Here is an 18,895-nt window from a genome sequence, read left to right on the forward strand (position 1 = left end):
CGGGCCGAGACAGGCTTCTAGGTGATCAGGAAGGCATTGCCGTTGATGATCAGGACGTCGTCGTCGGACCCGGAGCTCCCGTCGACGAGATCCCTGTCGAGTTCTCCGCTCAGACGCGACAGACGACCGCCGATCGGCCCGCCCGTGCCCTCCCCGCTCATCCGCAGCTGCGCGACGCGTACGCCACGCTCTCCTGCGAGGTACCCGTGGCGGACGTCGCGGTGATCGCGACCGATCCCGACGTGACGGACGCTGCCCGCGTCGTCGCGGCAGTCGTGCCCGACGCTCCCGGAGCGACTCCCTTCACGGTCTTCGACCCGAAGGAAGTCGCGGTGGTGACGTCGATGGCCGAGGGGCCGGAGTTCTTGACCACGGTGGTGAGGACGACCTTGCCGCTGATGCACCGTGTCGTCGCGACGGCGCTCACGACGGGTCGCGGCAGGACGGTCACCGTGGTCGTCACCGCACGGTTGGCGGGCGCCACCTCCTCGTCGCGCGTCACGTCGAGCACAGGGCGGCCGTCGGCGGCGTAGTGGATGCGGACGAGCCGGGTGTCCCTGCCGTCTCCCCCGACCCCGTTGCCCCACGTGTGGTACACGAAGACGTCGTTGCCGTCCTCGTCGCGTGTGACGGCCCCGTGGCCGGGTCCTTGCTCGTACGCGCGGTAGTCGACGACTCCGTCCGGCATGGGGACGCTCGCCAACAGCGGAGCGTCGTACTTGGTCCAGCTGGCGATGTCGGTCAGGTCGCTGCCCTCCTTCGCCCAGGCACCGCCGACGATGTACTTCGGGCTGACGCCGCTGCTGGAGTAGACGAGCGTGATCTTCCCGTCGCGCTGGATCGCGAACGCCCCCTCTGACAGGTGGTCCTCGAACGAGAGCGACGGGACGATGATCGGTGTCGGCTCACCGATGACCCGAGTCGGATCGCCCGGATCGACCTTCGCGATCCAGGTCGCCGGGTCGCTGGCGCCTCCGTCGACGTAGCGCTGGGACCACGCGTAGTAGGCGGTTCCGCCGGACTCGAAGTAGGTCATGTCCAGGCTGATGTTGCGCCCCGTGCCGGTGCGTCCGAGGGCGCTCGAGTCGCCCTTCAGGACTGCGCGGGGCGCCGACCAGTCAGCCGGCTCAGCAGGGTCTCCCCCGTCGCGCAGCTGCATGATGTGGGCCTGTACCGTGTACCACGCGGCGTCCTGGTTCGACTGGTCGTTCCCCGGGTTGAAGCACGGGGCGAACAGGATGGACAGCTTGCCGCCGATCTCGTGGATCTCGGGGGCCCAGTAGCAGCCCGCGATCACCTTCCCCTCGGCAGTGCGGTCCATCCGCGTCGTGCGGTTGAGCAGGTCGACCTCCCTGGCACGCCCGCCGTCGTCGTCGCTGAGCTGGTCGATGCTGTCGGCCACCCGGATGGGGAGGTGCTCGGAGGCGATGTTGTCGTTGCCCGTGTCGTCGGTGGCCGTGAAGAGGTACTGCGTCTTCCCGCCGCGCTCGTACCGGTAGATGGTCGGGTCGGCGCGGTTGTAGGCGAACGGCTCGTCGTACTGCCGCTGGCGGACGGTGCCCGAGAGTTCGTACGTCCCCGGGCCCTTCGTGCCGATGTCCGCGAGCTGCTGAGGGTCCCAGTCGACGCCGAGGCTGCCGGCCGAGCCGTCGGCGTAGGACAGGCGGGCCTTCGCCTCCGTGAGGGCGGTCACGTCCCCCTGCTCGATCGTCTGTGGCGCGACAGACGATCCGGTGTTGACCGTGCGACCGAAGGCCTTCGTCATCGCGCCGGCGGTCGAGGCGGACACAGCCAGCGCACCGCCCGGAACCGCGTCGGCGACACGCCCGGCGAATTCGGACAGGTCGGCGGTCGCCACGGTCGCGGGGCTCCCGCCGAGGACCGGTCCGCGGTTCCCGTCGGTCACGACAAAGCTCCGGCGGCCGCCGTCCTTCGGCGAGAAGGCCTCCGCCCGGAGCTCGGTGCGGGCGAGATCCGTGACGGTCGCGTACTTGGCGGCTCCCGCCGCATCCGTCCACGAGACCAGGTACTGCTCCTGGTCGCTGTCGTAGACGGCGCGGGGCGAGACGACGCCTCCTGTGGTCCCGAGGTCGACGAGGCCGAGCTCGGTGAAGTCGGTCGCGGTGCCGTCGGTGGCCTTGAAGACCAGAGCGCTGGAGGTCTCGGTGCCGTCAGGTCCGCCTCCTTCACGGACGCGGGTGGCGAGCACCCCCACGGTCCCGTCGGCGAAGGTGAACAGCGACGGAGCCGCGACGGCCCGGTGATCGACCTTGTCGGTCCCCACGAAGACGCCCTCGGCGAAGAGGACACCGCCGTTGCCGGCGAGGGGTGCCGCTGTGTCGACGGACGAACCGAGGGCCAGGTGCATGCTGCGGGCGACCGTGTCCTGGTTGGCCTTCAGCTCGCCGGTGGGGGTCCGAGTGTAGGCGACGACGGTCTTCCCGGTGGTGGCGCTGAGGACGGTGGTGCGGAAGGTCTTCGTCAGCGTGGTGCCGCCGACCGCCACGGAGGCGGTGAGCCGGATCGCCTGGTCGGATGCCGTGTCGTTGACGAGGCGTCCCCCTGACAGGCCGGTGCCGTCGGCGCTCCACGACACGGCGTACCCGGCGATCGTGGGCAACGTGGTGCCGGACGCGACGGTGGGGGGAACGACCAGGGCGGTGCGCAGGCGTCCTGTCGCGTCGGCCTCGGTGTCGGCCGCGACGGTCACGGAGCGCGCGGCGCCGGTCGCGGCGGAGCCCGCGAAGCTCGCGCTCGGCGTGAGGGTGACCGCGGCGTTCGCCGTTCCGGGTGCTGGTCGGCGCACGGTCCCGTCGGCGCCGATCACCGAAGGGTCGCTGCTCGACCAGGTCAGGAGGGAGCCTCCCGCGCCGCGGGTCGGGAGGGCGATGTCGCCGGTGACGGGCTGCGTGGCCGAGAACGTCGCCGCAGCGGCGTCCGAGCCCGCGATGACGGAGGCGGCGGGAGCTGCGTCCTCACGCACCTGCTCCTGCGACAGGGCCGTGGAGTACACGTGCACGTCGTCCATCGCACCCGCGAAGAGGGGGTCGGGACCGTAGAGCGACTTGCCCAGCAGTCCGGACGCGGTCGAGGTGCCGATCGTCGTCGCGCCGGTCGCGGAGGTCGGGGTCGTCTGCGCGAGCCGACCGTCGACGTAGGTCGACACGCTGACTCCGCTGCGGAGCACGACGCCGACGTGGGTCCAGCGGCCGGACGCCGCGGGGCCGGTGTCCGCCGCGCGCTGCTCAGAGCCGTTCTTCACGGCGCCGATGAGGTTCCCGCCGCACTGCGGGGTGGCGAAGAGATACCGCTCGGTCGACTGCCCGAGGGCGTACGCCCAGCTGCAGCTCTGGCTGCCGTCCCATCGCAGCCAGGCTGACATGGTGAGGTCGGCTGTCGACGTCGAGGTCAGTCCAGGCGCGATCTCGGCGAATGCAGCAGAGCTCCCGGCGACGCCTCCGGGGAGACGGAGGGCGCGATCGTTCCCGCCTCGCGGACCCACGACCGTCGTGGCGCCGGTCCCGCGCACCGTGGCGGAACGGTTCCCCACCGAGTCGGCGAAGGCCGTCCCCGCGGTGACGGGGGCGCCCGCGGCGCTCGTCGAGGCGAAGTCGTAGGAGAGGATCGGGCCGGGTGCAGCGGCCTGCGCGGGTGCGCCGCTGAGCGCAGCGCTCCCCGCCGTCAAGGTCGCGGCCACCATCAGGGCCGTAGTGCGTCGGAACCACATCGTTCGTCAACTTCCGTGAGAGGTGCATCCGGGGAGCGCGGGCCGTTCGGTCCGCGCCCCCCGCTGGGCGGGAACCTCAGGCTCCCGAGTGCATGAGGTCCGGGCGGGGAGAGTGGCTGTCCTCCCGGAACCCGTGCTAGCGGCAGACGAGCGCCGCGTAGGGCGCCGTCACCGTCCGGGAACCGGACGCAGCCTTGGATGTGACGCTGAGTTCACCTGCCGCGATGGAGGCAGACCGGGTGCTGAACGCCGCGGAGACGGTCTTCCCGGGGGCGACGCCTGTGAACGTCCTGCTCCCCCACGGCGAGGACATCGTCAGCTCGACGGTCGAGTCGCTGGCGTTGGTGCCGGTCCCCGTCACCGTGACTTTGCCGGCGACGCAGCGGCTGGAGGCCGCAGCCTGGACGGCCGGTCCAGGAGGCGCCGTCGCCGTGATCGTCGCGACCGCGGGGGTCGCTGCCGAGTTGGCGAGCTGTCCGCGCACCTGGACGGTGTCGCCGGCCTTCTTCAGCGAGCTGAGGTCCGCGGTCTCCCAGGTCACGGCCACGGTCTCCCGGTGGCCGTCCTTGAAGGACGCCGCCACCGTCGCGGGGAGCGACACTGCGCTCGATCCGGCCTGCACCGTCCGTGCCACCGGGTCCACGGAGGTGACCAGGAGCGACGGGTTCCACTTGGCGGCGAGCGCGTCGCGCTCCTTGGCGGTGATCGAGACGACGGACCCGTGACGGGGCGAGGCCGGCAGCGAGAAGCTGCTGGGGATCGTCCACCGGATGTCGCCCTCGAGCGAGTTGGTGCCCAGCGGGATGTAGCCGCGTCCGCCGTAGTTGTCGGTCCAGAGGAAGTACTTGAACCCCGCCCGGTCGCCCTCGTTGGTCTTGAAGATCTCCGGACCCTCGACCTCGGGCGTTCCGGCGTCGCGGCCGATGCAGGTGTCGATCAGGCTCCACGCCCCGGAGGCCGTGGTGGCACGCAGGTCGGTGGACTTCTGTCCGATGATGTCGGGCGAGGGGCAGCCGGTGGTCTGGGTCGCCTTCGTGAAGCGGTAGTAGGTGTCGCCGTCCTTGAGCATCGTGGCGTCGATCAGCCCGTTGCTCTTGTTGAGCGAGGGGACGTCGGCGGCCTTGAACCACACCTCCGGAGTCGTGAAGTCACGGAAGTCGCGGGTGGTGGAGGTGAGGATCTGCGGCCCGTTGCCGTCCTCCACGTTTCGCGTGCTGTCAGTGAAGAGAGCCGAGGTCCAGTAGACGACGTAGGCGTCGATGGTGGGGTCGTAGGTGGCTTCCGGTGCCCAGGTCATTCCCGCGTTGGGCAGGTTGACCTCGATGTGGCGCTGCTGGCCCCAGTTGACGAGGTCGGTGGACTCCCAGATCTCGAGGTGGCGGCTGCCGCGGTTGGTCGATCCGCCGAAGCCGGTGGTGCCGACGGAGAGGTCGGTGGCCATCAGGAAGAACCTGTCGCCCTCCTTCGAGCGGAAGATGAACGGGTCGCGCAGGCCCTTCGTGCCCAGGGTCGAGGTGAGGATCGGCTGCGCGTCGTTCAGGTTCTTCCACTGCAGCGAGTCGTTGCCGTCCGAGGTGGCGAAGCGGATCTTCTCGCCCTCGACGCTGTCGCCGGTGAAGTAGGCGAACAAGTAGGCGTCGAGGTCGCTCGCGGCGACGGGGGCCGCAGCCGGCACGGTGCGCGTGAGCGTCCGCACGACGGGCGAGGCTCCCGGCACGGTCACCGTGGCGGTGAGGGTGACGGTCGTGTCGGCGGAGGGACGCGTGAGCGATCCCCCGGCAACCACGTCGGGCGCGGTTCCCTTGTCGCCGGAGGTGATGACCGCCTCGTTCGACGAGGTCCAGCTGACGGCCGCGCCCGAGCTGCCGGGCCGCGAGGCCGTGGCTGCGACGTCGGCTCCGGTCGAGGGCAGGTCCAGGCTGCCACGCACGGGTCCGGCGAGTGCGGGATCTGCGCTGATGGCGTCGGCCACGGCCCGAGCGAGCTCGGACTCGGCGGTCTCGCCCGCGGCGTAGGCGGGAACGGTGACGGTGATCGGACGGCCGACGGCGGAGATGCCGCCGTGGACGGCGGTGGGGGTCAACGTCACGGTCGCGTCCGGGTTGCCGGAGGCAGGTCGGGTCACGACGCCGGCGGGGCTGACCGTGCCCGGGGCGCTCGACGCCCAGGTGACCACGGAGCCGGCGGAGCCGGACGTGGGGAGGGTGAGGTCGGAGGTGACGGCGGAGGTGTCGCCGAGCGAGACGGTGGCGTCCTGGTTCGCGAGCACGGCGTGCACGCTGGCAGCACTCTGCTGCACCTGGCCTGCGGTCAGCGCGGAGGTCCAGACCTGCATGTCGTCGATGGCACCGGCCCAGTAGGCGTCCGCGCCGTAGAACGACTTGCCGAGGTAGCCCGAGAAGGTGGAGGTGCCGATCGCGGAGGCGGCGGTGGAGGAGGTGTTTCCCTGGCCGACGAGCGCGCCGTCGAAGTAGGTCGAGACGGACTGGCCGCCCTTGACCACGACCGCCATGTGCACCCAGCGGTTCGCGGTGACGGCAGTGTTACCTGCTCCCCGTACCTCGGCGCCGTTCTTGACCGCGCCGAAGCCGGCCGGACCGCACTTGGTGGTCGCGAGGACGTGGGAGTCGACGCTGGAGCCGAGGGTGAAGGGCCAGGTGCAGTCCGGAGCGCCGCTCCAGCGCAGCCAGGCGGACATGGTGACGTCCTGGGTGCCGGCCGGGATGAGGCCGGGCGCGATCCGGACGTGCGGGGCAGCGGACGTGCTCGACCCGCCCGGGAGCGAGAGCGCGCGGTCGCCGGAGGCGCCGGAGGCACCGGCGACGCTCGTCGCGCCGGAGTTGACCAGCGTCCCGGGGTGGTCGCCCGCCGCTGCGTCCGCGATGACGGCACCGTTGCCGAGGGTCGAGCCGATGGCGTCGAAGGAGTACTGCAGGACGGGCGCGGGGACGCTCTCGGCCGCTCCGGCGACTCCGATCGGCGACAGTGCACCGCCCAGCGACACGGCGGCGACCGTCAGCGCGAGGCCCGCGCGGGGAAGGCGCGAGCGTCGGGTGCGCTCTTGCGGGAGAGATCGTGACATGAGGAGTCCTTCGCATGGTGGGGAGGGCGGGGAGTGAGGGCCAACTGGCCGTCTGCTTCTGGCGGAGGGCGAGCAGGAGCGGGTCGTCGGTGGGGAGGGCACGGCGAACAGCGACGCATGACAGCAAGGGCGCACGCTGTTCGCCCAGCTCGGGCCGAGCGCTGAGCGCTCGCCCGTGGGGGCGGTGAGCGCGAAGGGTCAGCCCGTGGACTCGTCAGCGGAGCGCGGGCCGCACGATGTCGGCCGGCAGGACCGGTGACCGGGGGACCAGGCCTGGCGGCCTCGTCTGGAAGGGGGTGGCGACGTCGTCATCGACGTTCCTCTCAGGCTCTTCTTCGAGCCGATAGATCGGGGCGAGTCGGCTGGATCGTGTCCTGCGCGGCCTCTGATCGTCCACTGTATCCATTTTTGTTACCGTGAACAATGCCTGTTCCCGGCTGTGCGCTATGTGGCCACGCCTGGCAGCCAGGATGCGGCGCCCGAGATGCGCCGCAGCGCTTCTCAGCCCGTCCGGAGGTCTCAGAACGGGGCCGACCATCAAGCCGACCCCGCACTCTCGAGGCCCGTCAGCAGCGAGCTGCGGGGTAGGCCACGGTGACCGGTGTGCTCACGCCGCCGGTGACCGCCGTCCCTACGAGTGTCCCCGCGGTGATCGCGACCGCCCGCGTCGTGATCACGAGTGAGGCTGTCTTCTGCGCACCGACGCTCTGCGTCCGCTCGCCCCAGGGGGTCGCCCAGGTGACGACCGCGGCCGCTCCGGAGTTCTTGGTCACGATCGTGACGACGGCCTTCCCCGCGATGCACCTCGTCGTGGCCGCGGAGGTCACGGCCGAGGCCGTGGCGCGGACGACCACCGTGGCCGTGACGGTCCGATTGCTCGGAGCCACCTCCTGGTCCTTCGTCAACGACAGGTCGAGTGTGCCGTTGGCGCGGACGTTGACGCCCTTGAACCAGGTGTTCCGATCGGAGTCGAAGAGGCCGCCGGCGTTCTGAGGGTCCGTCACCAGGTGCGGATCTTCGTACGGACGGGCATGGTACGCGAGGACGAGATTGCCCGATTCGTCCTTGGCGAACGAGTTGTGCCCCGTGCCGGCCTGCTGCCTCGTGTAGTAGCGGGTCTCGTCCGCCCCGAGACGGCCCGTCGAGGTGTCGTTGGTGTCCAGCACGGGGAAGCTGGTCTGCCTCCAGCTCGCCGGATCTTGGAGATCTGCGTCGGCAGTCGTCGTCAGGAGGCCCAAGCTGTAGTACTTGTCGACCGTGCCGCCGGAGTAGGTGATCGAGATGGCATCTCCTTGCTGCACCATGAACGGGGCCTCGACGACCCCCTGGTCGCTTCCCTCGGACGTGTCGCTGGGCGTCGGAGACCGCTTGCCGAACTCCCACGGCTGGGACTCGCCGTAGACGCGCCGGAGTTCGCCGTCGACGAGCGGGACGGTGCCCTTCGGCCCCGCCACGGCCTTCCCCACGAGGATCTGGCCGCCGGCGGGCATGATCCAGTAGCCCTGCTGCTCGCCTGCCTCCGTTCGCTCGAAGTAGCTGACGTCGAATGCGGCGCCGTCGAGGACGACGGGCTCGCCCCACTTCGTCTGGTCCAGGAATCCGCCCGCCGCGATGGACGCGTCCGTGCCCGTGTACGGGATCAGGACGGTGTTGTCGCACCACCCGCCGACGGGTGCGTAGCCCTTGTTCATGCCTGCGACGATCCACCACGTGCCGTTGATCTTGTGGAACTCCTGCGCCCAGATGTAGCCGCCCCAGCCGTAGAAGGTGTTCGGGTACTGCGCTTCCTTGCCGGGCGTGCCCTGGTCGGGGTCGATGACGATCTGCTCCGGGGCGTCCCGGAGCCCCGCGAGCGTCTTCGCTCGCTTGAGGCCGATCTTGCGGTAGCTCGAGCTCTCCTCGATCGGCCCCAGGGAGGGCTGTCCGTAGTGCGACCCGGTGAGGTAGTAGTATCCGTCGTCGGGGTTCAGGAACACGTACGGATCGGCGCGCGCATCGCTGACCATCTCCTCGGGATCCTGCTGGAGCGTCCCCGAGACCTGGTAGCTGCCCGGCTTGGTGGTGTCCACGCCGGTGAGGTCGTCCTGCCAGTCGACGTTGAGGCTCTTCCTCGACCCGTCGTTGTAGGTCAGGGCCGCCTGCTTCGGCAGAGCGGCAGCGACACCCTCGGCGCCGGCACCCTGGGCGACGGAGGCGTCGATCGTCTCGACGCCCGTGTTCCGGAGGTCGACGTAGTTCTTGTAGAAGGCGTCGAACTCCGTCGTGGACAGCAGGGAGTCGCTCGCCTGGCTCTGTGTGGCCCACGACGGGAGCCCTGCTCCCTGCACGCCGAGTACTCGGACGTCCGCTTCGGACGTGACTCCGAGCGGGGTGCTCGTGGTCAGATCTGCGAGGATCGTCACGCGACCTCTGCCGGTGAGCAGGTCCGTCCAGAAGACCTTGTACTTCTGGGAGGCAGGGTCGAACACGATGCGAGGGTCGGTCACGACAGATCCGGGGGCGATCTTCACGGACCGCTGCTGCGCGAACGTGCGCCCCTCAGGCGAGTTCCACACGTAGACGGAATCGGTCGCGTTGTTCTGGGACGACACGGCACCGAGAGCCCCGTCGGCGAGGCGGAAGAGGCTCGGTGATCCCACCTGGGCGTTCGGCCTGGAAGCCTGGTCGCCGTCGTTGCCCACGTACAAGATCGCCTGTGAGCGGTTCAACGGCTCCCAGCTGCTGCTGCCGGTCGGCAGAGCCGCGGCGTACACCGCGTCGGCACGACGGTCGTCGTTGTAGGCCAAGGGATCGTCCTTCGTCCCCCCGGTGGTCGTCACCGTCTTGACGTAGGTGGCGATGCGCCCGCCAGGAGCCGCGATGCGGCTGTCCCAGCGGAAGCTCTGGGCGGTGCCCTCGACGGCGGCCGTGAGCGTCACGGCCACCGCTGCCGAGCCGAGACCGGCGGTGTCGATGGTCCCGTTCGGCCGCACCCTGCTCGCGCCGGCGCCGGTGGCAGTCCACGTGACCGGCTTGCCGAGGACCTGCGACGGCAGATCCCCGAGCACCGTGGACGGGACTGCCAGGGCGGCACCCACGTCGGACGGCAAGGCGGCGGCCTCTGCACCGAGTTCCGCACCGGACAGCGCCCGGTCGTAGATGCGCAGGTTGTCGATCAGGCCGGAGAAGTACTCGCCTGAGCCCCAGTTGGCCTTGCCCACCTGCAGGACTCCGCCGGATGATCCGAGGATCTGGCTCAGAGGGATCCCGGAACCGTTGACGGCGACGGGCTTCTTGTCGACGAAGAGCCGCGTCGTCGTGTCGGTGACGACCAGGTCGACGTGCTTCCACTCCGCGTTCGGCGTGGTCGCCTCCAGGTTGCCGGCGGAGTTGCGTGCGGCGGCGTTGTCGTAGCGCTCGACGGTGATGCCGGTCGTCCGATCGAGCACTCCGAGATAGTGTTCCTGGGCGTACTCCTGGCGAGTGGCGGACCGAGCGGCGAAGACGGTCCAGCCGGCGTTCGCCGACGAGTCCGGCTTGCTGTCGTAGGAGATCGTGACGCTCTGCCGGCCCGCGAGGAGCGCTTTTCCGTCAGTGTCGGTCAGGTTCAGCCACGACCTGTCGGAGAGTCGCGCTGCCGTCCCCTGCCCCGACTTGCCGGGGGCCAGGTTCGCGACGCCCTCGACCGCGGCACGGGTCGTACGGTCGACGAACGCACCGTCGACCGGAGCCGAATCGAAACTGAGGTCAGCGAGGAGGCTCTGCTCCGGGGAAGCCACTGCCTCCCCCGCCGATGCCGATGCCGCCGGGACCGAGCAGGAGAGCAGCAGCGCCACAGTCGCGACGGCAGCCGTGACGGGAAGGCGCGAGGATGACGACAGTGAGCCTGTCGGGCGGGGGGACGTCGACATTGACGGTTCCTCTCAGGATTCGCCTCTGAATCCGATGCGGATGGAACGGAAGTGACAGCGCGAATGCGCCACACGAGCCGACCTGGGGGTTGAGGCCAGGTGGACAAGCTGAACCTAATGCAGATTGTTCACGGTAACAAGAACAGGGTCGGAACAGGCGGGGCCTGTCCCGAAGGATGCGAGCCATGAGGGTCTGGTCACGACGAACGGCTGCGCTGCACTCCGATCTGGAGCGCGACGCAGCCGTTCGGGGGGTGAGACTGCGCTGCACCCCGATCCTGATCCCGTGTGCAGCGCAGCCGTTCGTGGAGAGTGCGGGCAGACGATGCCCGACTCAGGGTGCCGACTCAGGTCTGCCGACGTCTCGCCATCACAGCGCGCTGCAGGAGCACGAAGACCAGGAGGATCCCACCGGTGATGATGGTGGTCGCCTCGGGCGGGATGCCTCCGTCTCGCGTGATGAGCACGTTCATCAGTCCGAGCACGAGTGCCCCCACGACGGACCCGAGCACGAAGCCGACGCCTCCCGTGAGGAGGGTGCCGCCGATCACCGTCGCGGCGATCGAGTCGAGCTCCCAGCCGATGCCCGTGATGTTCTGCGCGCTCCCGAGTCTGGCCGTGTAGATGACCGAGGCGAGCCCGGCGAGCGAACCGCTGATGATGTAGACCGCGAGCTTGGTGCGGCGGACGGGGAGCCCCATGAGGGCGGCCGACTGCTCGGATCCGCCTATCGCGTACACGGTGCGGCCGAGGCGTGTGCGGTGCAGCACGAAGAACGCGACGGCCACCACGACCAGCGCGATGAGCACGCCCGGCGTCGTGACGATGTCGTTCACCTTCGGGCCGTCGACCACCTTCATGTTCGTGGCGAGCGACCGGATGGGCGACTCGTCGCCGAGGCGCTCGGGCACCGTGCTGAGGATGGAGGCGAGGCCGCGGCCGAGGAACATCATCGCGAGCGTCGCGATGAACGGCTGCACGTCGAAGAACTGGATCAGCACGCCGGACACGACGCCGGATGCCGTGCCGATGAGGATCATGAGCACCATCACTGCCCACGGGTTCCAGCCGGCGTTGGCGAGCAGCACGCCTGCGACGCTGCTGACGGCGACGATCGCGCCGACGGAGAGGTCGATCCCGCCCGTCAGGATCACGAACGTCAGCCCCACGGCCAGGACGATCACATGTGCGTTGTTGATGAGGAGGTTCGACAAGGTCGCGGCCTGCACGATGCGGCCGTAGGCGATCTCACCGTAGGCCAGCATCGCGATCAGGATCACCAGGGCGGCGACGGTCGGCAGGGAGTCGAGCCGGAGTCGCATGCGGCGCCGCGGCTCCAGGGGCCCGCTGCCGGGACCAGGTGCCGGCGTCGGGGTGAGGGGCGGGCGGATCGTGGTGGCGCTCATGCGGACACGGCCTCCTTCTCGGTGGGCACGGGGGTGGGCACCGGACGTCGGCGCCTCGTGAACAGGGCGCGGACGCGCCGGGACTGCAGGAGCACGATCGCGACGATGACGATCGCCTTGAATGCGGGCGTGGCCGAGGACGAGACGCCCAAGAACACGACGGTCTTGTCGAGCGTGGCGATCAACAACGCTCCGACGGCAGCTCCGAGCAGGTGGAATTTTCCGCCTGCCAGGGACGTGCCCCCGATCACGACAGCCAAGATGGCGTCGAGCTCGAGCTGGTAGCCGGTGCGGGAGACGTCGACCGTCATGACGCTCGACGTGGCGAAGATGCCAGCCACGCCGGCGAGCAGGCCGCTGCCGATGTAGGCGGTGAACAGGAGCGCCCGTCGGTCGAGTCCCGCGAGGCGGGCGGCCTTCGGGTCCATCCCGATCGCCTCGATCATGAGGCCCAGGGCGCTGCGCCGCACGAGCGCAGCGACGCCGAGCGTGATCAGGACCGCGAGGAGGAACACGACCGGCAACCCCACGAGGTAGCCGTTGGCGACCCAGCGGAACGGCTCGTTGGAAGCGGCGGTGTTCTGGCCGCCCGTGATGACCTTCGCCAGGCCGCGGCCGGCGAGCATGATCACCAGCGTGCTGATGAACGGCTGCAGCCCCACGACCGAGACGAGCATGCCGTTGACCGCGCCGAGGATGCCGGCGATCAGGAGAGCCAGGCCCATCGCCGCGAGCGCGACGCCGAGGGAGTCGGAGCCGGCTGCCTTCAGGAACTCCATCGAGACTGCACCCGCCACGACCATGATCGAGCCGACGCTGAGGTCGATGCCGCCGGTGGCGACCACGAGGCACATGCCGACCGCGATCATGAGCACAGGGGCGGCTGCGCGGAGGATGTCGATGAGGTTGCCCACGAGGTTGCCGGTGTCCGGGTTGACGGACAGAGCGAGGTAGCCGGGGTCCTTGGCCACGTTGATCGCCAGCAGCAGGACGATCGCGACCGTGCCCCAGACCCAGGGCCGGTGCAGCACGTCGCCGAGGCCGTGCAGGCCCAGGCGCCTGGTCACGGGGATTGTCGGGTCACTCATCGGGCTGCCTCCTCAGGCGTGGTGTGGGGGACGGTCTCGAGAGGGACCTCGGAGACGCCCTCTTCAGCGATGGCGGCGACGATGGACTCGGCAGTCACGTCCGGTCCGGCCTCGAGCTCCGCGATCTTGCGGTGGTCCTTCAGGACGACGATCCTGTCGCTGAGCCGCACCACCTCCTCGAGTTCGGAGGAGATGAACACGACGGCGACACCCGTGTCGGCGAGCGCCGCGACCTGCTCCTGGATCTCGGCCTTGGCGCCCACGTCGATGCCGCGGGTGGGCTCGTCGAGGATCAGCAGCTCCGGCTCGGTCGCGAGCCACCTGCCGAGCAGCACCTTCTGCTGGTTGCCGCCGGACAGGTTCCGGATGGGCCGATCAGGATCGGCCGGTCTGACGTTGAGCTCGGTGAGGTACTTCTTGACGACCCGGTCCTTCTCCTTCGCGGAGAGCGGCCGGGCCCAGCCGCGCTTCGCCTGGACGGCGAGCACCAGGTTCTCACGGACGCTGAGGTCACGGATGATGCCCTCGTCACGGCGGTTCTCGCTCGAGAACGCGATGCGGTGCTTGAGAGCCTTCGCGGGAGAGGAGATGGCGACGGGGACGCCGTCCATGGTCACGGTTCCCGTGTCGGGTCGGTCGACGCCGTAGAGGAGGCGAGCGAGCTCGGTGCGGCCGGAGCCGAGGAGCCCTGCAAGGCCGACGACCTCGCCGCGACGGAGTGCCACGTCGGTGGCGTCGAGCGAGCCCTTCCGGCCGATACCTGTCGCTCGGTAGACGGGCTCACCCTCGGCGACCTGTCGGCTGGCCCGCTCACGGTCGAGGGAGCGGAGGCTCTGCAGGTCCTTCCCGATCATCTCGGCGATGAGCCCGGCCCGGTCGATGTCGCGGGTGAGGTGCTCCCCGACGAGCTTGCCGTTCCGGAGCACGGTGAGCCTGTCGCTGATGGCGAAGACCTGGTCGAGGAAGTGGGAGACGAAGAGGATGGCGACTCCTTCGTCACGAAGCCGCCGCATCACTCGGAAGAGCCCCTCGACCTCGTCGGCGTCGAGGCTGGAGGTCGGTTCGTCGAGGATCAGCACCTTGGCGTCGACGACCGTGGCACGACTGATCGCGACGAGCTGCTGGAGCGCGAGGCTGAGGGAGGAGAGCGGGGTGCGGGGGTCGAGGTGACCAAGACCCACACGGGCGAGGACGTCGGAGGCGGCAGCGTGCGTCCCCTTCCAGTCGATCCCGAACCGGCCGCGCCGCTCGTGGCCGAGCATGACGTTCTCGCCGATGGTGAGGTTGGCGCAGAGGTTGACCTCTTGATAGACCGTGGAGATCCCGGCGGCCTGCGCATCGGCGGTGCCGGAGAGCCGGCGCTCGGCGCCGTCGACGACGACGCGGCCGGAGTCGATGCCGTAGACGCCCGTGAGCGCCTTGATCAGCGTCGACTTGCCGGCGCCGTTCTCGCCCATGAGCGTGTGGACCTCGCCGGGGAAGAGACGGAGGTCGACCCCGTCGAGCGCTTTGACCCCGGGGAAGGCGATGGTGATGGCTTGCATCTCCACGATCGGACTGGATGCCTGCATGGCGTGTGCTCCTTGTCTGCCGACTCCCCCGCCCGCTGCCGTGGCAGCGGACGGGGGTGGCGGGGGCGGCGAGGCGGTCAGGTCCGCCTCGCCGCCGGGTGTGGCCGTGCGGACGGGTCAGAACTTCCGGTCGGGCAGTGCCGTGGCGGCCGCCTCGGGCGAGTCGAACGTGGCCGACTGGACGACGATCGAGGACTCGACGGTGTCGCCGTCGAGCAGCTTCTGTACCGCCTCGAGGGCCGTGTCGCCGAACAGCGGGTTGTACTCGGCGACGAAGCTGAGCTTGCCGTCGGCCAGCGCCTCGAGCGCGCTCTTCGTTCCGTCGATCGTGGCGATCTTGACGTCCACGCCGGGCGTGAGTCCCGCCTCCTCGACAGCCTGGACGGCTCCGAGGCCCATCTCGTCGTTCTGCGCGAAGACGAGCTGCACGTCGTTGCCGTTCGACTTCAGCACGGTCTCGAAGACGCTCTTGGCCTCCTCGGTCGACCAGTTGGCGGTCTGCGCGCCGATCTTCGTGAACGAGCTCTCGGCGCCGATCACCTCGTCCCAGCCCTCGTTGCGCTCGTTCACGACCGAGACGCCGGCAGGGCCCTCGAGCGTGAAGTACTTGCCGCCCTCGGGGAGAGCGGTCTTGGCCCACTCGGCGACCGACTCGCTGACGGCGATGTTGTCGGGGGCGATCCGAGTCGCGTAGAGCGAGGTGTCGTCGGGCTCGATGCCGCGGTCGATGAGGACCACGGGGATCTCGGCCTCCTTCGCCCTCTCGAGCGAGTCCTCCCAGCCGGAGCCCTCGGTGGCCGAGAGCAGGATCACGTCGACGCCCTCGTCCACGAACGACGTGAAGGCGTCGATCTGCGACTTCTGGTCGTTGTTGGTGGCAGGGGCGTACTTGAGGTCGAACCCGGCCTCCTTCGTGAAGGTGTCCTGGATGTTCGACTCGTTGGCCTGACGCCAGGCGCCCTCGGGGCCGACCGCGACGAAGCCGATCGTGGCCAGATCGTCACCGCCGTCGGTCGAACCGGTGCCGGAGCTGCAGGCCGCCAGGCTGAGGGCGATGGCCCCTACGGCGGCGATTGTGGCGATGCGCCTCTTCGTGGACATGGATCTCCTCCTTGAGATGACCGGACGTCTGCGTCCGGTCGTGGCCATGGGGGCCGGTCGTGCTGCGTGGGCTCGGGTGCTTCCGCTTGTCGGGAATGTTACCGGTAACAGTCTTCCGATGACAAGAGCTGCCGGGAACATTCGTCAGCGGGTGGACAGCGGCGCGTCAGGCCCGCCGTCGCTACGGCATCGGAAGCGGGCGCGGGGGGTCCGGCCATGCCGGAGGGAAGTCGTCGTCATCGTCCTCGTCGTCCGGTGCGGCGATGAGCTCGACGAGCGTGTCGACCGTGACTCCGGGCCCGTTGCTCAGCTCGCCGATCTTCTCCCGGTCCTTGAGGACGACGATCCGGTCGCTCACGCGCACGAGCTCGTCGAACGCGCTCGAGATGAACACGACGGCCACGCCCTCGAGCGCGAGCTGCGCGATGTGCGCCTGGATGTCGACCTTGGCGCCGATGTCGACCCCGCGGGTCGGCTCGTCGAGGATCAGCACGCGCGGCCGGATCGCCAGCCAGCGAGCGAGCAGCACCTTCTGCTGGTTGCCCCCCGAGAGCTCGCCGGCGGGCGTCGCCGGATCGGCCGGCGTGATGTCGAAGTGCTCGATGTGCCGCTCGACGAGGTCCTCGCGCTCGGCCTTGGAGAGCGGATGTGCCCACCCACGCAGAGCCTGCAACGCGAGGACGATGTTCTCTCGCACGCTGAGCTCGTTGATGAGCCCTTCCGCCCCTCGATCCTCGGCGGACAGCGCCACCCGGTTCCGCAGTGCGTCCGCGGGGCGGTCGATCACGACGGCCCGACCGCCGAGCGTGACCACGCCGCCGTCAGCTCGGTCGGCACCGGCCAGGAGGCGAGCGAGCTCGGTCCGGCCGGAGCCGCGGAGCCCCGCGATGCCCACGACCTCGCCCGCGTGCAGCTCGAAGTCGACCGGCCGCAACATCCCGCGGCGCCCTACACCGGTGGCCCGGTACAGCGGCGGGCCGACCGGATCCACACGATGGGCGCGACGCTCTGAGCCGATGCGCTGCAGGTGCGCGATGTCCTTCCCGATCATCCGCGCGACGAGCTCGGCCCGGCCGATCTCGTGCGGCAGGTAGTCGCCCTTCTTCACGCCGCCGCGAAGGATGGTCATCCGGTCGCTGAGTGCCAGCACCTGCTCGAGGAAGTGCGAGACGAAGAGGATCGCGACGCCCTGGTCGCGGAGGCGGCGGATCACCTCGAAGAGCTGCGCCACGTCGACCGCATCGAGGCTCGACGTGGGCTCGTCCAGCACCAGCACCCGTGGCCGGTCGACCATGGCGCGGGCGATGGAGACGAGCTGACGGCTGGCGGGGGTGAGGTCAGCCAGCAGGGCTCGCGGGTCGAGCTCGGCGAGTCCGAGCTCGGCGAGCATCACGGCGGCGCGTTCATGCGTCGCGCGCCAGGAGATGCCGACGCGACCGTGCACCTCGTGGCCGAGCATCACGTTCTCGCCGACGCTCAGGTTCTCGACCAGGTGCGACTCCTGGAACGCGGCCTGGATGCCGAGGGCCCTCGCGTCTGCCGGACCGCCGAGACGGACGGGCTCGCCGTCCACGAGGACCTCCCCTGCCTCGATCGGGTACACGCCGAGCAGCGCCTTGATGAGCGTGGACTTCCCCGCTCCGTTCTCGCCCAGCAGAGCATGCACCTCGCCCGAGTGGAGGTCGAGGTCGACCCTGTCGAGCGCGACGCCGTTCGAGAAAGCGACGGTGATCCCCCGCATCTGCACCGTGGGGCAGGCAGGTCCGTCCCGCCGCTCGCCGCGACCGGACCAGGTCGGGCCCGCGGCCTGTGGGCCGATCGGGCGCATCGTCGTCGATGCCCGTACGTGACGCACGTGGTGCTCCTCGGGTCGGAGGCCTCGACGGCCTCGTGCCGGGCGGTGCCCGACGTGCACGACTGTAGCTGTCGGGATGCACGCGGGCGAACGGCGACGAGCTGGATTACCTCAGATGGCCATCTCAGTCGATCTGACGCGCAGCCGCGCTGGAGTCGCGCACGACGAGCTCGGCAGGGATCCGGCTGTTCTGCGGGATGTCGCGGCCCTCGATCGCTGCGATGAGAACGTCCACCACGAGCGACCCGAGCGCGGGGAAGTCCTGCCGCACGGTCGTGAGCGGCGGGAGGAAGTGGCGCGAGACGGGCAGGTCGTCGAAACCGACGACGCTCAGGTCCTCCGGAACGCGGATGCCACGGTCGTGGAGGCCGTGGATCACCCCGAGCGCCATCTCGTCGTTCGCCACGAACACCGCGGTGTACTCGGGGACGCTGGCGAGCCCACGTGCAAAGTCGTAGCCGAAGTCACTCGACCAGTCGCCGATCACGATGGGCCGCTCGTGCATGCCCCAGGCCCGGGTACGCGTGTGGAAGGCACGCTCGCGCGCGCGCGCGTCGAACCAGTCGAGGGGCCCTGAGAGGTGGAGGACGTCGCGGTGACCGAGCGACGCGAGGTGATCGACGGCCAGCTTCGTGCCCGCGGCCTGGTCGACCGAGACCGTGAGGAAGGCCGGGTCCTTCTCGGCCTTGACGACCAGTGTCGGCAGCCCCGTCGTGATGGTCCGGAGCACGGCCACGGACGACGAGCGCGGAGCCACGACGCAAAGCGCGTCGATGCCCTGGCCGGTGAGGTGGCGGACGGCCTCCTCGGGCGTCGCCGAGTCGTCGCGGAGCGCGAACGACGCCACGGAGTACCCGCTGTCGCGCGCCGATCGTTCGATGGCCCGCAGGATGCTCGACGGTCCGAACTCGACGGCGCTCTCGATCAGCACGCCGATCCGGAGAGCCCGCTGCGTGACGAGCTCGCGCGCAGCGCTGTTGGGCCGGAAGTCGAGCTCGGCGACGACCTCGAGCACGCGTTGGCGCGTGGACTCCTTCACCTGAGGATGTCCGTTGAGCACACGGGACACGGTCATGTGCGATACACCGGCACGCTCGGCCACCTCGCGAAGACCGAGACGCTCACCGCCGCCTCTGACGCTCACCCAGACTCCATCCTGCACGCTTCGCAACGCA

10 protein-coding genes are annotated in these 18,895 nt (G+C 69.8%); all 10 read right to left on the reverse strand.

All coding sequences use genetic code 11. From position 1 onward, the window contains the following. Positions 1–17: 17 nt before the first annotated feature. The 10 genes from ES689_RS15660 to ES689_RS12610 all read right to left on the reverse strand — a co-directional run bounded on the left by ES689_RS15660 (position 18) and on the right by ES689_RS12610 (position 18,882). On the reverse strand, positions 18–161 hold the full coding sequence (locus ES689_RS15660) for a hypothetical protein (protein ID WP_191330428.1): 144 nt from the start codon (positions 159–161) through the stop codon (positions 18–20). After that, complete coding sequence (locus tag ES689_RS12570) at positions 158–3,700, reverse strand: LamG-like jellyroll fold domain-containing protein (protein ID WP_146905140.1); 3,543 nt, start codon at positions 3,698–3,700, stop codon at positions 158–160. The genes ES689_RS15660 and ES689_RS12570 overlap by 4 nt, the downstream gene beginning before the upstream one ends. A gap of 163 nt (positions 3,701–3,863) precedes the next feature. Continuing rightward, entirely contained in the window at positions 3,864–6,809 is a 2,946-nt protein-coding gene (locus ES689_RS12575; RefSeq protein ID WP_146905143.1) for an immunoglobulin-like domain-containing protein, read from the reverse strand. Between the two features lie 566 nt (positions 6,810–7,375). Next, positions 7,376–10,567 carry a LamG-like jellyroll fold domain-containing protein gene (locus ES689_RS12580; protein ID WP_191330429.1) on the reverse strand — a complete coding sequence of 1,064 codons (3,192 nt, stop codon included), beginning with the start codon at positions 10,565–10,567 and terminating at the stop codon, positions 7,376–7,378. 479 nt (positions 10,568–11,046) lie between these two features. Further along, positions 11,047–12,105: an ABC transporter permease gene (locus ES689_RS12585; RefSeq protein ID WP_150007978.1), complete on the reverse strand. Its 1,059-nt coding sequence runs from the start codon at positions 12,103–12,105 to the stop codon at positions 11,047–11,049. Further along, complete coding sequence (locus ES689_RS12590) at positions 12,102–13,193, reverse strand: ABC transporter permease (RefSeq protein WP_146905149.1); 1,092 nt, start codon at positions 13,191–13,193, stop codon at positions 12,102–12,104. Before ES689_RS12590 ends, ES689_RS12585 begins: the two co-directional genes overlap by 4 nt. Next, positions 13,190–14,764, reverse strand: coding sequence for a sugar ABC transporter ATP-binding protein (locus ES689_RS12595; RefSeq protein ID WP_146905152.1), 1,575 nt, complete (start codon positions 14,762–14,764; stop codon positions 13,190–13,192). The genes ES689_RS12590 and ES689_RS12595 overlap by 4 nt, the downstream gene beginning before the upstream one ends. Positions 14,765–14,881: 117 nt before the next feature. After that, positions 14,882–15,865, reverse strand: coding sequence for an ABC transporter substrate-binding protein (locus ES689_RS12600; RefSeq protein ID WP_146905155.1), 984 nt, complete (start codon positions 15,863–15,865; stop codon positions 14,882–14,884). Positions 15,866–16,046: 181 nt separating this feature from the next. Next, the gene (locus ES689_RS12605; RefSeq protein WP_223269594.1) at positions 16,047–17,606 is read right to left on the reverse strand and encodes a sugar ABC transporter ATP-binding protein; all 1,560 of its coding nucleotides are present in this window, start codon (positions 17,604–17,606) and stop codon (positions 16,047–16,049) included. A 238-nt stretch (positions 17,607–17,844) separates the two neighbouring features. After that, positions 17,845–18,882 (reverse strand): LacI family DNA-binding transcriptional regulator, encoded by a 1,038-nt coding sequence (locus ES689_RS12610; RefSeq protein WP_370512377.1) that lies wholly within the window; start codon positions 18,880–18,882, stop codon positions 17,845–17,847. Positions 18,883–18,895: the final 13 nt, after the last annotated feature.

The organism is Frigoribacterium sp. ACAM 257, assembly GCF_007954365.1.
Classification (GTDB): domain Bacteria; phylum Actinomycetota; class Actinomycetes; order Actinomycetales; family Microbacteriaceae; genus Frigoribacterium.

Excerpts from the sequence above, each read along its gene's own strand:
- ES689_RS12600 (WP_146905155.1), bottom strand. The coding sequence starts at position 15,865 with ATGTCCACGAAGAGGCGCATCGCCACAATCGCCGCCGTAGGGGCCATC.
- ES689_RS12585 (WP_150007978.1), bottom strand. The coding sequence starts at position 12,105 with ATGAGCGCCACCACGATCCGCCCGCCCCTCACCCCGACGCCGGCACCT.
- ES689_RS12575 (WP_146905143.1), bottom strand. The coding sequence starts at position 6,809 with ATGTCACGATCTCTCCCGCAAGAGCGCACCCGACGCTCGCGCCTTCCC.
- ES689_RS12570 (WP_146905140.1), bottom strand. The coding sequence starts at position 3,700 with ATGGTGGCCGCGACCTTGACGGCGGGGAGCGCTGCGCTCAGCGGCGCA.
- ES689_RS12590 (WP_146905149.1), bottom strand. The coding sequence starts at position 13,193 with ATGAGTGACCCGACAATCCCCGTGACCAGGCGCCTGGGCCTGCACGGC.
- ES689_RS15660 (WP_191330428.1), bottom strand. The coding sequence starts at position 161 with ATGAGCGGGGAGGGCACGGGCGGGCCGATCGGCGGTCGTCTGTCGCGT.
- ES689_RS12595 (WP_146905152.1), bottom strand. The coding sequence starts at position 14,764 with ATGCAGGCATCCAGTCCGATCGTGGAGATGCAAGCCATCACCATCGCC.
- ES689_RS12605 (WP_223269594.1), bottom strand. The coding sequence starts at position 17,606 with ATGCGGGGGATCACCGTCGCTTTCTCGAACGGCGTCGCGCTCGACAGG.